We start from the raw sequence: 13,343 nt of genomic DNA on the forward strand, positions 1-13,343 counted from the left end.
GATGGCGACCATCTTGATTGCCGGATAGCGCTCCGCCTCGTAATACCGCGAGAACGCGTCCTGGGGCGAGTAAGACCGGGGCGCCGTCGCCGTCCTGGAAGATTTTGGCGACGGTTAGTTATAGCCCGAACGGGTCGACGCGCCTCGAATGCATCGCTTGACTAATCTCGGTGATAACACAGATGAAACCTCATGTGTCGTCGCGTCTATATCAATGCAGCGTTGGATGAAATCGTGGGAAGCTTCCCTTTCGCCGAACGCGGCGCGATTGACAGCTTGAGCGACCGCCTCCCTCGATACAACGGCTTTCCTACCGAAGTTTACCCGATCATTATCCGCGACACACGAAATCCGAATGTAATGGGACCGGTCTTTGCACCAGCTCGATGGGAGTTCTTGCCGCCGCCGATGAAGCCGCGCAGGCGCCAGCCGCTGATCAACGCTCGTTGCGAAGGCATTGCCGCACATGACCTGTTCCAACTGGCCTACCGGTCACGTCGCTGCCTTATCCCGCTCAATGGCTTCTTCGAATGGGAGAACGTCTCGGGGACCGGCAGAAACAAGCAACCTTATGTCATCGCCATGAAGGATGGATCGCCGTTCGCTTTGGCAGGCCTATGGGAAATCTGGCACCACCCCGCCGGCATAGATATCCGCAACTTCGCTATCGTCACCTGCGCACCGAACAAAATGATGGCAGCGATCCGGGATCGCATGCCCGTTATTCTCCATCGGAAGGACTATGAGCGCTGGATGTCCGACGAGCCGGATCCCTCCGACCTGATGAAGCCGTTCGATGCCGAGGCGATGACGATGTGGCCGGTTACCCGCCGCGTAAGCAACTTCAGGAACGCTGGGCCGGACATTATCAATCGAGTTGATCTCAGAGCGACATAATTCAACAGAAAGATTAGCAAGTTAAGGCTAATTGAATATCCTCGGAACCATGTCATCCTACTCTCCTGCGCCCCTCCTCGCGTTTTGGGCGCCTTTGATCACAAAATGCCCCGCTAGCTTCTTGCGGGGCATTTTGCTTTTTGCTCATCCTCGGGAAGGTTTCAATTGGCGCACCCCGAGATCGGCTAGGCTGTGGTGACCGACCTTCGCTTTAGAAAATCGCCGATAGCTTTGGCGGACATCGGAGCGCCGAGGAAGTTGCCTTGTAGTCGATCGCATTTTCTCTTGCCGAGCCACTCAGCTTGACCGGCCGTCTCGACGCCTTCTGCCGTGACCTGCATCCCCAGTCCGTGTGCAAGACCGATGATGAAGTCCACGATGGTCTGGACCCTCGGGTTGCTCTCGACATCCTTGACGAAGTGCCGGTCAATCTTGATCGTGTCAAACGGGAAGTTCTGCAAGTAGCTCAGTGACGAATAACGGGTGCCGAAATCATCTAACCCGATCCGGATGCCCAGCACCTCAAGCGTGTGAAGCATGTCGAGATTTTCGCTCGTTCGCTCAAGCAATACGGTTTCCGTGATCTCCAGCTCCAACCTATCGGGCGGAAGACCGACCTCATCCAGGATGCTGGAGATGCGATCGGTAAAATCGCCTTCGAGGAACTCGGCCGGGGAAAGGTTGACAGCTACAATGCAGTGCGACGGCCAGGTTGACGCCTCACGGCAGGCCTGCGCGAGAACCCAAGCGCCAATTTCCGGCATCAAGCCGTCGCTTTCGGCCATGGGGATGAAAAGACTAGGCGGAATGACTCCGGCGTAAGGGTGACGCCAGCGTAGCAGCGCCTCGAAGCCGACAATTCCGTCCGTCGCGTCAACGATCGGCTGATATTCGATGAAGAACTGCTGTTGGCGAAGGGCGATCCTCAAGCTGCGCCTCAGCATCTCACGTTGTTCCAACATGATCATCATCGAGCGGTTGAACATCCTCGCCCGGCCGCGTCCATCATTCTTGGCGGCATAGAGCGCTATATCGGCGGCCTTCATCAATTGTTCGCCGTCGCCGCCATCAGACGGCGCAATGGCGATACCGACACTGGCGCCGACAAATACGTTAATCCCTCCGATTGTGAACGGCTCTTTGAAGGCGCGGACCAGGGATTCTGCCAGGCGTTCCGCTTCAGCGGGTTGGTCATTGACCGATTGAATGACGGCAAATTCATCGCCCGCGAGCCTATATGCAGTCTCGCCTTTGCGAAGCAGGGCTTGAATGCGCTCCGCGGTCGTCTTCAGGACGACATCGCCCGCGCCGTGACCGAGCGTGTCGTTGACCGGCTTGAAGTCATCTAGATCGATCTGCATCAGGGCGATGTTGTGCCCGTCGGTCGCAGGTAGGTTTGCCTCAAGATCCTCGCTGAACTGGCGACGGTTGGCGAGTCCGGTCAAAGCGTCATGCCTTGCCTGATGCAGGAGCAGAGCTCTCTCCGGATCCTCATCGGATGTCTCCGAGTGAGCATTCCCGATCGGGGTTTCGATGACGCCCAATCCGAGTTCGCTTCGGAAAATGAGAAGATTTCGACCTTCTGGTTCGATTGCGATTATGCGCGGAAGACCGCTGGAAAGAACGGCACTTACGTGGGACCTGCCGACCGGTTTCTGAAGGTCCGGGTATACCTGCCACAGAGTTCGGTTCGCCTCGCCAATAATATCGTAGGCCGCCGCGGCCGTCCCGGAACATTCAACCATTTTTAGGTCATGCCCGTAAAAGGAAACAAGTTCCTCGGCATGTGCATAAACGCCTGCCATCAAGAAGCTTTCGTTCCGTCTGCGATGAGATATGGCTACCATACCCACGGAATGAACTTCAATCAAAACGAGAGCGTGGGCCGTCCCGGTAAACGGGTCCCTGTGCAGCTCGTTCTTCTCCGGCGCCGCCAATCCATCTGGCCGTTGTGGAAGTCGACCGGCTCTATCGCCACCATAATCAGAACCCTAGGAAAAGCTCCTTGCGGAAGGCTTCGCTCGCAGCTGGAGCCCGAAGCGACGCAACGATTGGTGTGACAAGGGTGAATAGGGTTGGCCGCCCAACGTACAGGAGATACAATGCTTGGGGTATAGCAAAGTGATCGCTGAGCAGCCCACCTCGATGTTACCAAATATTACTGCAAGTAGAAGTCAATTTGTGTTTTCAAGAGAAACTCAAAAATAGACCCATTAGTTGAAAAGCTCATTTTATTGAAAAAATTCTGAAATGGTGCAAAATAGTTTTGCGGCGCTTAGATGCGCAATGCCTAGAAAACAACCCCACTGTGCTAACCCCCGCTAAGCTGCGGGGCTCTTTTTGTCCGGCATCGTGCTCGAACCGCAATTGTGAGAATAAGGTCAAGTCCCGGGAGAAAGCCAGTACTGTCAGATCGCATAATGCCTTTCTCTTAGCGATCCACCCCTTTCCAGAGCTGGGTCGTGCGGAGGCGATTTTCCCGTCCGCTCCCAAGCGACGCTCCGCGCGGCCCGAGGAATTGAGCATGCGACGATCATGACCAGCCTGGCTGAGGATCAGTGGCGGCTTTATTCGGGCGGCAGCGAGGTTCTCGCCATGCTGCACTCCGTCATGGCCGGGTGATGATCACGCCGCCTTGGCGGCGTGATATTCCTTGATGGCGACCATCTTGATTGCCGGATAGCGCTCCGCCTCGTAACGCAGCGAGAACGCGTCCTGGGCGAGGAAGACCGGGTCGCCGTCGAGATCGCGGGCGATATCGCCGCGTTTGACGGTGAGGAACTTGTCCAAATCGGCCGGCTGCTCGGCGGAGATCCAGCGGCAGACGGAGAAGCGCGACATTTCGAAGGAGACCGGCAGGCCGTATTCGGCCATCAGCCGCTCCTTCAGGACGTCGAGCTGCAGGGCGCCGACGACGCCGACGATCGCCGGCGAGCCGTCTTCCGGCGAGAACAGCTGGACGACACCTTCCTCGGCCATCTGCTGCAGCGCTTCCTTGAGCTTCTTCGCCTTCATCGCATCTTCGAGACGCACGCGGCGCAGAATTTCGGGCGAGAAGTTCGGCACGCCCTGGAACACCAGCGATTCCCCTTCGGTCAGCGTATCGCCGATCCTGAGCGTGCCGTGATTGGGAATGCCGACGACGTCGCCGGCATAGGCGGTATCGGCGAGCTGGCGCTGCGAGGCGAAGAAGAATTGCGGCGCCGTCAGGCCGAGCTGCTTGCCGGTGCGGGCAAGCCTCGCCTTCATTCCGCGCTCGAGCTTGCCCGAGCAGATGCGGGCAAAGGCGATGCGGTCGCGGTGGTTCGGGTCCATGTTGGCCTGGATCTTGAAGACGAAGGCCGTCATCTTGTCGTCCGTCGCATGCACGGTCCTGGTGTCGGCGACCTGGTCACGCGGCGGCGGCGCGAATTCGCCGAGCGCGTTGATGAGGTCACGAACACCGTAATTGCGCAGCGCCGAGCCGAAGAAGACAGGCGTCATATGGCCTTCGAGGAAAGAATCGCGGTCGAAGGGGCGGCAGGCTTCGATTGCGAGCTCGGTCTCGTCGATGAAGGCCCGGCGCTCGTTTTCCGGCAGCCTGTCGGCGACGGCCTGCGGGCCGTTGACCGGCGTCGTCTCGACTTCGGTGTCGGAACCGCGGGCAGTGCTGTTGGCCAGATGATAGGAGCCGCAGAAGGTCTTCGAACGGCCGATCGGCCAGGTGATCGGCGCCGTATCGAGCGCCAGCTTCTCTTCCACCTCGTCGAGGATCTCGAAGGGATCGCGGCTTTCCCTATCCATCTTGTTGATGAACGTGATGATCGGGATATCGCGCATGCGGCAGACTTCGAAGAGCTTCAGCGTACGCGGCTCGATGCCCTTGGCGGCATCGATGACCATGACGGCGGCGTCGACGGCCGTCAGCGTGCGATAGGTGTCGTCGGCGAAGTCCTCGTGGCCAGGTGTGTCGAGGATGTTGAAGACATTATCGTTATATTCGAAGGTCATCACCGAGGTGACGACCGAAATGCCGCGCTCGCGCTCGATCTTCATCCAGTCGGAGCGCGTCTGCATGCGGTCCTTCTTCGCCTTGACTTCGCCGGCAAGCTGGATGGCGCCGCCGAACAGCAGCAGCTTTTCGGTGAGCGTCGTCTTGCCCGCATCCGGGTGGGCGATAATAGCGAATGTGCGGCGGCGGGAGACCGCCTCGGCGAGACTTTCGGCCATAGTGTGAATCCTGTGGAATTGCGGCTTACCTAGCGATTAAAGGCCGAGATTGCAATTGACCCCGGCCGCTCAGGCGCAAAGTAATGGGTCATGACCATTCATCACGACCTCAGCCCGACGCTGAACCTCATCCGCCTGGCCAACGGCGAAGGCCTCGATCTGCCCGCCTATGAAAGCAAGGGGGCCGCCGGCATGGACCTGCGCGCTGCCATTGCCGACGGCGAACCGCTGACGCTGCTGCCGGGCAAGCGGGCGCTGGTGCCGACCGGCTTCATCTTCGAAATCCCGGAAGGGTTCGAAGGACAGGTGCGGCCGCGCTCCGGCCTTGCCTTCAAACACGGCATCACCTGCCTGAATTCGCCGGGTACCGTCGACAGCGATTATCGCGGCGAGGTGAAGGTGCTGCTTGTCAATCTCGGCGCGGAAGCTTTCGTCATCGAGCGCGGCATGCGCATCGCCCAGATGGTCATCGCGCCGGTGACCCAGGCGCGGGTGGCGGAGATCACCGAGACAAGCGAGACGGCGCGTGGCGCGGGCGGGTTCGGCTCTACCGGCGTGTGATCGATCGGTCCGAAGAAGTAGCCGAACGGTTGATAAGCAGCGTTTGTGGGGGCGCTTATGCTATTCAAGAGAGCGCCATGGGGCGTGCTTATGGGTCTAGCGGCAGCGCTGACGGCAACGCCAACGCTTGCGATCGATTCAAAAAAGCTCCAATCGATTCGCTCATCGATGTCTTTGGAAGAGATCGTCTCATTTGCCGTCTCAAAATCAACAGCCCCGATCCTCGACATCAACAAAACGATCGAAATGAATATCGTCCTCAATGCGAGGGGTATGGGGAGAAGCGATATTCAAGCTTTGCAGATAGAGTTTTTGCGAGTGTTTTCTGCGATTGGTGCTTACGCTGAAATCGACATCAATTTCGACGCCAGCCAATCGATCGAATATTCAGCTGGAACGCCATATGCCCCTTTCGGTGATCAGAACCGGCGGTCGAATAGCCAGGCAGTTGACGTGTTCGTTGATCGTGATGCGCTCAAGCTGGCAAAATTAGGCCAGATAGCAGCGCACGACATAGACACGCTTCGAAGCAAGCCGGACACGTTGGAATGCTACCATGAGCGCCGAAAAGGACACTCGGTTATCAACGTCATCGTCGACCGCGATATCAATCCTGTAGGTTGCCTTTACACAGTTCTGCTGCAGTCGATCGGACTCAGGGGACATTTCGGCGGGGTTGCCGCAACATATCGCGTCGGGGACGTTCCGGGCTTCAGGCGCAATGCCGAAATGGCGGCAGCGTATGCCATCCATGAGTGCCGATCTCACATCGATGAAAAAGATCAGTTTGAGCAATGTATCACAGGAGTTCTGAAGGGGAACTAAGGAGCCGCGGAGTTGCCCAAAATAAGCAGCGTTGATGGGGCATTTATGCTATTCGGGAAAGTGCGTTTAGGCGTGATTGGGGGCCTAGCGGCAGCGCTGGTCGCAACACCGATGCTTGCGATTGATTCAGCGAAACTCCAGTCGATTCGGTCGTCCTTCTCCACCGAGGAGGTGGTCGCATTCGCCGTGGCGAAATCGGCAGCACCGATTTTCGACATCGACAAAACCATCGATATGCACATTGCCGTCAACGTGAAGGGTATGGACAGACGCGATATTCAAGCTTTGCAGATCGAGCTTTTGCGCGTGTTTTCCGCGATTGGGGCTTACGCGGAAATCGGTATCAATTTCGACGTCAGTCGATCCATCGATTACTCGCCTGCAACGCCGTATGTGCCTTTCGGCGATCAGAACCGGCCGCCAAACACCCAGACTCTCAACGTGTTCATCGATCGTGATGCGCTTAAACTGGCAAAGTTGGGCCAAATTGCAGTTCACGATATAGACACGCTACGGAGCAAGCCAGACACGTCGACGTGCTATCACGAGAGCCGAACGGGAAACCCGGTCATCAATGTCCTCGTCGACCGCGACGTCAATCCGGTGGGCTGCCTCTATGGAGTTCTACTACAATCGGTCGGAGTTACGGATGCTTTTGGCCGAGATGCTACCACTTTCAATCCCGGAAGAATTCCCGGGTTTAGGATCAACGCCGAAATGGCGGCAGCATATGCCATTCGCGAATGCAGATCTCTCATCGATAAAAAAGATCAACTTGGGACGTGTTTGAAAGGCGTTCTCGGTGAAGGGAAATAAGGAATTCCGGATTGGCCGAGGCTGCTTGCATTCCCTTGCAGTATACCTTCGATCGCGGATTTCTAAAGCGCGTCGCAACAATCCTGGTTCAAGCGGACGGGCTGCCGTCCTTTGTTTTTATACATCTCGTTATCCCCGCTGCACATTTTGGTGAGACACCTCTGATGGCAAATCGCCTCGACAGCGCCGGCCTGAGCTTCCGTCAGGATTATTTCGACGACCCGACCGGCTGGGCGGCCTTGGTCTGTCTGCTCAAGGATATTTTCGGCATCGACATCGGCCCGCTGCAACAGCTCGGCGGACCCGATCCCAGCAGCATGCCGTTCGGCTGGTTCGATGCCACGGGCGAGCTTGCGGCCAATATCTCGGCCTTTGCGCTGCCCTTCGTCCTGAACGGCAGGATCGTCCATGCCGCCGGCCTGTAGTCCGGCGCAGTGCGGCCGCAGTGGCGCGGCCGCGGGCTCTATCGCGACCTGACGGTGAAAGCGCTCGACTGGTGCGAGCAGCAGGGCTTCGAGGCCGTCATCCTCTACACCGATAAGCCATCGCTTTACGAGCCCTATGGTTTCCGCTCGATACCGCTGCACCGCTACGAGGGGGCGGCCCCCGCGCCCTCGACACCAGCCGCAGCAGCCCTACCGCTTTCGGCGACGAATGCGGACGATCTTGCCCTGCTGCAAGCGCTGCTCAAAGCACGCAGCCCGGTCTCGACGACGCTTTCGGTGACGGCCAATGCAGCGATGTTTCTCATCAATACCCAACTCGACCCCGATATTCGCGTCAGTTTCCTTGGAGACGAGCGCGCAGCCATCGCCTGGAAGATGGATGCAGCGGGTCGCTTCAGCCTTGTCGACGTCGTGGCGACGGAAATCCCGACGCTTGCAGCGATCCTCGGCGGACTCGAAATCGCCTCCACCCACATCGAGGTGCTTTTCCGGCCGGACAAGCTCGGCTGGGCGGGTGATCCGCTACCGCTGCAAAGCGGCACGACGCTGATGCTGCGCGGGCTCGGCGATATGACCCCGCATTTTCCGGCGATGCTGTCGCCGATGGCGGATTTCTAAGCGCGGGCTTCGGCCGACGCTATCTCTTCCGCGAAAGCGGCGGGAGGCGGCGCTTGACGGGCGAGGCTTTGATCATCGCAGTGTTGGTTTCCGCGCGCTCGGCGACCCTGTCGAGGAGACCGTCGAGCTCCGCCATCGATCGGATGACCAGGCGGGCGATGAAACAATCCTCGCCGGTCACCTTGTCGCATTCGACGATTTCGGGAATCTCCTGGATGAGCCGCTCGACGATGTGCAGCTGTCCCGGCAGCGGCCGCACACGCACGATCGCCTGCAGGGGATAACCGACGGCGGCAGGGTCGAGATCGATGGTGAAGGCCTTGATGACGCCGCGCTCCTCCAGCCGCCGCAGGCGCTCGGCGGCACTCGGCGAGGACAGCCCCACCTGCTGCGCCAGTTCCTTCAGCGAGATCCGGGCGTTGCCGGCCAGCGCTTCCAGAATGGCCTGATCGATATCATCGAGCGATTGCACATCATTAGCCACAGCGATTGATTTCCCTATGATGATTAGGCGATTAAGCCAGTTCTCCTTTCTATCTCTATATAAAACCTTCGGCCGCCGCAATATTCTCATCTCATAGAAACGGAGGCGATCATGAGCGGCGACATCAAAAGAGGTTCAGTGGAAATGACGGCAGCGATGCTGATCTCGGGGACGATCGGCTGGTTCGTCGTCATGTCGGGTCAACCGGTCAGCGGCGTCGTCTTCTGGCGCTCCCTGTTCGGCGCGATGACGCTGCTCGTCATCTGCGGCGCCCTCGGGCTGCTGCGGCCGGGCATTATCACGCTGCGCGCCTTCGCCATCGCCATCTTCGGCGGCGTCGCCATCGTCGTCAACTGGCTGCTGCTCTTCGCCTCCTATTCGCATGCGACGATCTCGATCGCCACGACCGTCTACAACACCCAGCCCTTCATGCTGCTGGCGCTCGGGGCACTGTTCCTCGGGGAGAAGATCACCGCCGCCAAGCTGTTCTGGCTGACGCTCGCCTTTGCCGGCATGGCGGCGATCGTCGAGGCGAAACCTGCGGCCGGCGGGGCATCGGATGGCTACGGCCTCGGCATTGTGATGGCGCTCGGCGCGGCTTTCTTCTACGCGCTGGCGGCCCTTGCTGCGAAATGGCTGAAAGGCACGCCGCCGCATCTGATCGCGCTGATCCAGGTCGCAACCGGCATGCTGATGCTGGCGCCGATGACGACGTTTTCGCAGCTGCCCGGGGATGCCGGCGGCTGGGCGATCCTGGTGACGATCGGCGTCGTCCATACCGGGCTGATGTATGTGCTGCTTTACGGCGCGATCCAGCGGCTGCCAACCCATCTGACCGGGGCGCTGTCCTTCCTCTATCCGATCGCGGCAATCCTCGTCGACCGCCTGGCCTTCGGCCACGCGCTGCAGCCGATGCAGATCGCAGGAGCGGCGATCATCCTCATTGCCGCCGCCGGCATGAATCTCGGCTGGAGCCCAAGATGGCTGCGGCCGAGGGCGCTCCAGGGCTGAGGTACCGGCAGGCACCCGGGTGCAGGCATTCCGTCTCGTGATGCATCCATCAACGCCGGCGGATTGATGGCACGGCCCGCCTGACATAAAACACCGTAAAGAGGGAGCCACAGATGAGCCTTGCCGCCTTGCTTGCCTATGCCGGAGCGTTGTTCATCGCCGCGGCCATTCCCGGCCCCGGCATCACCGCGATCGTCGCCCGTGCGCTCGGCTCGAATTTCCGCGAGACCTTCTTCATGGGTCTCGGCCTGGTGCTCGGCGATATGGCCTATCTCACCGCCGTCATTCTCGGCCTCGCCTTCGTCGCCCAGACCTTCACCGAGGTGTTCATCGCCATCAAGATCGCCGGCGCCCTCTATCTCGGCTACATCGCCTGGAAACTCTGGACGGCAGGGCTGCTGCCGCAGGACATTGCGGCGAAGAAATCCAGCAATATCGGCCTGTCCTTCCTCTCCGGCTTGTTAGTGACACTGGGCAACCCGAAGACGATGCTCTTTTATGTCGCGCTGGCGCCGACGCTGATCGACATCGGCAATATCAGCCTGCGCGACTATGCGCTGCTGCTTGTCGTCACCTTCGTGGTGCTGATCACCGTGCTCGTGCCCTATATGCTGCTTGCCTCGCGCGCCCGCACGATGCTGAGGGAGCCACGCGCCCTGCAGGCGCTGAACAGGGTTGCCGCGAGCATTCTTGCGGGCACGGCGGCCTTCATCGCCACGCGGGCGGCCTGAAATAAACATCCGCCAAGAAACGGTTTTCAAAGCTTATTTTCTCTCGTGCACCCTCGCCCGGGACGAACGCGCTCTGGTCTCATTCGGTCTTTGACCCTATTCTCCTCCTCGATTTCAGGGACCGAAGTCCAAAGGGAGAGAATCATGTCGCACAAACCCGGCCGCGGCCGCATCTATTCCTCGATCACCGAGACCATCGGCAACACGCCGCTGGTGCGCTTCGACAAGCTGGCGCGGGAAAAGGGCGTGGCGGCAAACCTGATCGGCAAGCTCGAATTCTTCAATCCGATCGCCTCCGTCAAGGACCGCATCGGCGTGGCTATGATCGAAAGCCTGGAATCGCAAGGCAAGATCACATCGGGCAAGACGGTACTGATCGAGCCGACCTCCGGCAACACAGGCATCGCGCTCGCCTTTGCCGCCGCGGCCAAGGGGTATCGGCTGATCCTCACCATGCCGGAGACCATGTCGGTCGAGCGGCGCAAGATGCTGGCGCTGCTCGGCGCCGAGCTGGTTTTGACGGAAGGATCGAAAGGCATGAAGGGCGCCATCGCCAAGGCGGAAGAGCTGGCCGCCTCGCTTCCCGACGCCGTCATTCCGCAGCAGTTCGAAAACCCGGCCAACCCCGAGATCCACCGCAAGACCACCGCCGAGGAAATCTGGAACGATACCGACGGCACGGTTGACATCGTCGTCTCGGGTATCGGCACCGGCGGCACGATCACCGGCGTCGGTCAGGTGCTGAAAAGCCACAAACCCGATATCCAGATCATCGCCGTCGAGCCCGCCGATTCACCGATCCTGTCAGGCGGCAACCCCGGCCCGCACAAGATCCAGGGCATCGGCGCCGGTTTTGCCCCGAAAATCCTCGATACCGGCATCTATGACGAGGTCGTCACCGTCACCAATGACGAGGCCTTCGAACAGGCGCGCCTGATCGCGAGGCTCGAAGGCGTGCCGGTTGGGATCTCTTCGGGCGCGGCGCTGACGGCGGCGATCAAGGTCGGCAGCCGTCCGGAGAATGCCGGCAAGAACATCGTGGTGATCATTCCGTCCTTTGCGGAGCGTTATCTCTCGACGGCGCTGTTTGAGGGGCTGGGGAGTTGAGGGAGGCTTTCCTCCGGCAATTTATCTTGAAGATATCGGGGGCGCCTTGCGCCCCTTTCTTTTCTACCGTCACCTGTCAGGTTAGGTGATCGAAGCAATGCTATCCGACGCCATGAGGCGTTTTATGTTGAGCCTGTCAAACTGCCACCTGGGAATCGCGTTTGCATCAGTAAGAAGACCTGTAATATGCGCAGACAGCTCCTCCCACGCTCCTCACGCCTATCAGCCGCTTGATGCGCTCAAAATAACGGGCCGATTTCGCTCGGGCGAACATTTCAAATGGCCCACCATGACGATTGACGTATAACAATGTTTCTGGCCACCAGCTGTTGTAGTCTCCAAATGTCGTAGCTCTAAAATAGAATATAAAGTCCGCACACATGACATACGAAAAATCGATGCCAGTACCTTCATTTCGCTGTTTTAACATGTCGGCCCGAACCGACGTTCGCATCAATTTAAGGCGATCATTTCTTATATCAAAAGTTTTAGCGTATTCCCTAAAGACGGTAAAGCTATGCATAGTCTCATCAGGCCTACGGTGTGAATTCCAATAGTATTGCTCGTCGAGCATCGAAGATGCCACGTCAAATCGCTCATACTTCAAGAGTATCGCGATCCAATACAGATACAGTTCGTGTACGATGAACCGATAATTATCCTGATCAAGATTGGAATATGAACCCGCGTTTACAGGTGGATGGAGGTAAGGTATCAGACGTTCGAAAAATCGATGGACGATACCAGCCATTTCAAGCGTTGGTTGATACTGCCCTATCGCAGAGAACAACGATATAAACTCGTTCCGGTACGGGATGAATTTTTCAACGCTATCGACTACGATGTCATCGTAGTTCTCAACAACAATCTGAGCGGATGTGAGACGAAACTCTTCGAAAATTGCGTCGGCCGCACCTAAGAATTCGCTAGTTGCAGCTGTGGAATGTGCGGAGCCGTTACGAATAGCGTCAATAATCCGGCGAGTTCCGAGATTGGTCGGCTTTGTAGCCGAACTATTTGAGTTAAGAAAAGTCGGCTTTGTGCCTATTTCGGGCGCCACGTCCAAAGGTGCGTCCCAAGCCCAGCGAACTACACGCTCGAACTCCTGGGCGTAAGTTGCGGGGTTGCTAAGGTCAATATAGATGCGACTCCCATAATACGTTGGCAGATAGGCCTTACCATGCTCATCATGCTCACGGACGACTGCTACGAATTTGTCCTGTTCGCGCTCAGAGTAGAGTTTAGGTGTGACAATCTGGGCTTCTGTCCCAGCGCCGCCCTTTCGTCCATCTGATTTCTTCACGTAAACTTCGTCGCATATAAGTATAACCTTCGTAACTGTCTTGTCAGTTACCATCTTTTCCATAAAGGCGTTTGCGTCGTGACCGGGCTTAAGATGCCATTTATCAAGAATAACATCGATCCCCTGATGTCGCAGTTGCCCGGCGAGCTCAACGACCCATGCCTGGTGATCAGCACTGCTCCATGAATAAGAAATGAAGAGCCGCGGCGCGACTTCAGAATCGGCTGCCATGTTCGAATCTCGCGGTCATTGAAAAACTAAGCTTATTTGTAACCAGTATAACGAGCAAGCGGCATGCTCAGACAGGAGGACTGCCCGTTTTCCACAATTGTCGG

Annotated in this window: 11 protein-coding genes and 2 pseudogenes; 9 read left to right on the top strand and 4 right to left on the bottom strand. The window is 58.1% G+C overall.

What is annotated here, in order from left to right; genetic code table 11:
- The first annotated feature begins 192 nt into the window (after positions 1–192).
- Positions 193–897, top strand: coding sequence for an SOS response-associated peptidase (locus GA0061105_RS08320; protein ID WP_064693521.1), 705 nt, complete (start codon positions 193–195; stop codon positions 895–897).
- A gap of 185 nt (positions 898–1,082) precedes the next feature.
- On the opposite strand, the gene GA0061105_RS08325 is transcribed toward GA0061105_RS08320, so the two are convergent.
- Positions 1,083–2,702 carry a putative bifunctional diguanylate cyclase/phosphodiesterase gene (locus tag GA0061105_RS08325; RefSeq protein ID WP_245304232.1) on the bottom strand — a complete coding sequence of 540 codons (1,620 nt, stop codon included), beginning with the start codon at positions 2,700–2,702 and terminating at the stop codon, positions 1,083–1,085.
- A gap of 715 nt (positions 2,703–3,417) precedes the next feature.
- Between GA0061105_RS08325 and GA0061105_RS33280 the strand changes: the two are divergent.
- Positions 3,418–3,513 (top strand): annotated as a pseudogene (locus tag GA0061105_RS33280) (LysR family transcriptional regulator); the annotation flags it as partial.
- Between the two features lie 9 nt (positions 3,514–3,522).
- On the opposite strand, the gene GA0061105_RS08330 reads toward GA0061105_RS33280, so the two are convergent.
- Complete coding sequence (locus GA0061105_RS08330) at positions 3,523–5,106, bottom strand: peptide chain release factor 3 (protein WP_064693519.1); 1,584 nt, start codon at positions 5,104–5,106, stop codon at positions 3,523–3,525.
- 90 nt (positions 5,107–5,196) lie between these two features.
- Here GA0061105_RS08330 and dut point away from each other — a divergent pair, with 90 nt between their 5' ends.
- The 4 genes and pseudogenes from dut to GA0061105_RS08350 all read left to right on the top strand — a co-directional run bounded on the left by dut (position 5,197) and on the right by GA0061105_RS08350 (position 8,372).
- Complete coding sequence (gene dut / locus GA0061105_RS08335; protein ID WP_064693518.1) at positions 5,197–5,667, top strand: dUTP diphosphatase; 471 nt, start codon at positions 5,197–5,199, stop codon at positions 5,665–5,667.
- A gap of 57 nt (positions 5,668–5,724) precedes the next feature.
- Positions 5,725–6,492, top strand: a complete 768-nt coding sequence (locus GA0061105_RS08340; RefSeq protein WP_092749337.1) for a hypothetical protein — start codon at positions 5,725–5,727, stop codon at positions 6,490–6,492.
- Between the two features lie 12 nt (positions 6,493–6,504).
- Entirely contained in the window at positions 6,505–7,308 is an 804-nt protein-coding gene (locus GA0061105_RS08345; RefSeq protein WP_245304233.1) for a hypothetical protein, read from the top strand.
- 164 nt (positions 7,309–7,472) lie between these two features.
- Positions 7,473–8,372 (top strand): annotated as a pseudogene (locus GA0061105_RS08350) (GNAT family N-acetyltransferase).
- Between the two features lie 19 nt (positions 8,373–8,391).
- Here GA0061105_RS08350 and GA0061105_RS08355 read toward each other — a convergent pair.
- Positions 8,392–8,856 carry an Lrp/AsnC family transcriptional regulator gene (locus tag GA0061105_RS08355; protein ID WP_064693748.1) on the bottom strand — a complete coding sequence of 155 codons (465 nt, stop codon included), beginning with the start codon at positions 8,854–8,856 and terminating at the stop codon, positions 8,392–8,394.
- Positions 8,857–8,967: 111 nt separating this feature from the next.
- Between GA0061105_RS08355 and GA0061105_RS08360 the strand changes: the two genes are divergently transcribed.
- From GA0061105_RS08360 to cysK, 3 genes are all read left to right on the top strand, one after another.
- Entirely contained in the window at positions 8,968–9,867 is a 900-nt protein-coding gene (locus GA0061105_RS08360; RefSeq protein WP_092749339.1) for a DMT family transporter, read from the top strand.
- A 113-nt stretch (positions 9,868–9,980) separates the two neighbouring features.
- Positions 9,981–10,598, top strand: a complete 618-nt coding sequence (locus GA0061105_RS08365) for a LysE family translocator (RefSeq protein ID WP_092749341.1) — start codon at positions 9,981–9,983, stop codon at positions 10,596–10,598.
- A gap of 144 nt (positions 10,599–10,742) precedes the next feature.
- On the top strand, positions 10,743–11,705 hold the full coding sequence (cysK, locus tag GA0061105_RS08370) for a cysteine synthase A (RefSeq protein ID WP_092749343.1): 963 nt from the start codon (positions 10,743–10,745) through the stop codon (positions 11,703–11,705).
- A gap of 166 nt (positions 11,706–11,871) precedes the next feature.
- Here cysK and GA0061105_RS08375 read toward each other — a convergent pair whose 3' ends face one another.
- Entirely contained in the window at positions 11,872–13,239 is a 1,368-nt protein-coding gene (locus GA0061105_RS08375; RefSeq protein ID WP_092749345.1) for a toll/interleukin-1 receptor domain-containing protein, read from the bottom strand.
- Positions 13,240–13,343 lie beyond the last annotated feature (104 nt).

It is taken from the genome of Rhizobium aethiopicum, from assembly GCF_900094625.1.
GTDB lineage: Bacteria > Pseudomonadota > Alphaproteobacteria > Rhizobiales > Rhizobiaceae > Rhizobium > Rhizobium aethiopicum.

Bases quoted from the DNA above. Each gene is read 5' to 3' on its own strand.
- GA0061105_RS08340 (WP_092749337.1), top strand. From the start codon at position 5,725: ATGCTATTCAAGAGAGCGCCATGGGGCGTGCTTATGGGTCTAGCGGCA.
- GA0061105_RS08365 (WP_092749341.1), top strand. From the start codon at position 9,981: ATGAGCCTTGCCGCCTTGCTTGCCTATGCCGGAGCGTTGTTCATCGCC.
- GA0061105_RS08325 (WP_245304232.1), bottom strand. From the start codon at position 2,702: ATGGCAGGCGTTTATGCACATGCCGAGGAACTTGTTTCCTTTTACGGG.
- GA0061105_RS08330 (WP_064693519.1), bottom strand. From the start codon at position 5,106: ATGGCCGAAAGTCTCGCCGAGGCGGTCTCCCGCCGCCGCACATTCGCT.
- cysK (WP_092749343.1), top strand. From the start codon at position 10,743: ATGTCGCACAAACCCGGCCGCGGCCGCATCTATTCCTCGATCACCGAG.
- GA0061105_RS08320 (WP_064693521.1), top strand. From the start codon at position 193: ATGTGTCGTCGCGTCTATATCAATGCAGCGTTGGATGAAATCGTGGGA.
- GA0061105_RS08360 (WP_092749339.1), top strand. From the start codon at position 8,968: ATGAGCGGCGACATCAAAAGAGGTTCAGTGGAAATGACGGCAGCGATG.
- dut (WP_064693518.1), top strand. From the start codon at position 5,197: ATGACCATTCATCACGACCTCAGCCCGACGCTGAACCTCATCCGCCTG.
- GA0061105_RS08375 (WP_092749345.1), bottom strand. From the start codon at position 13,239: ATGGCAGCCGATTCTGAAGTCGCGCCGCGGCTCTTCATTTCTTATTCA.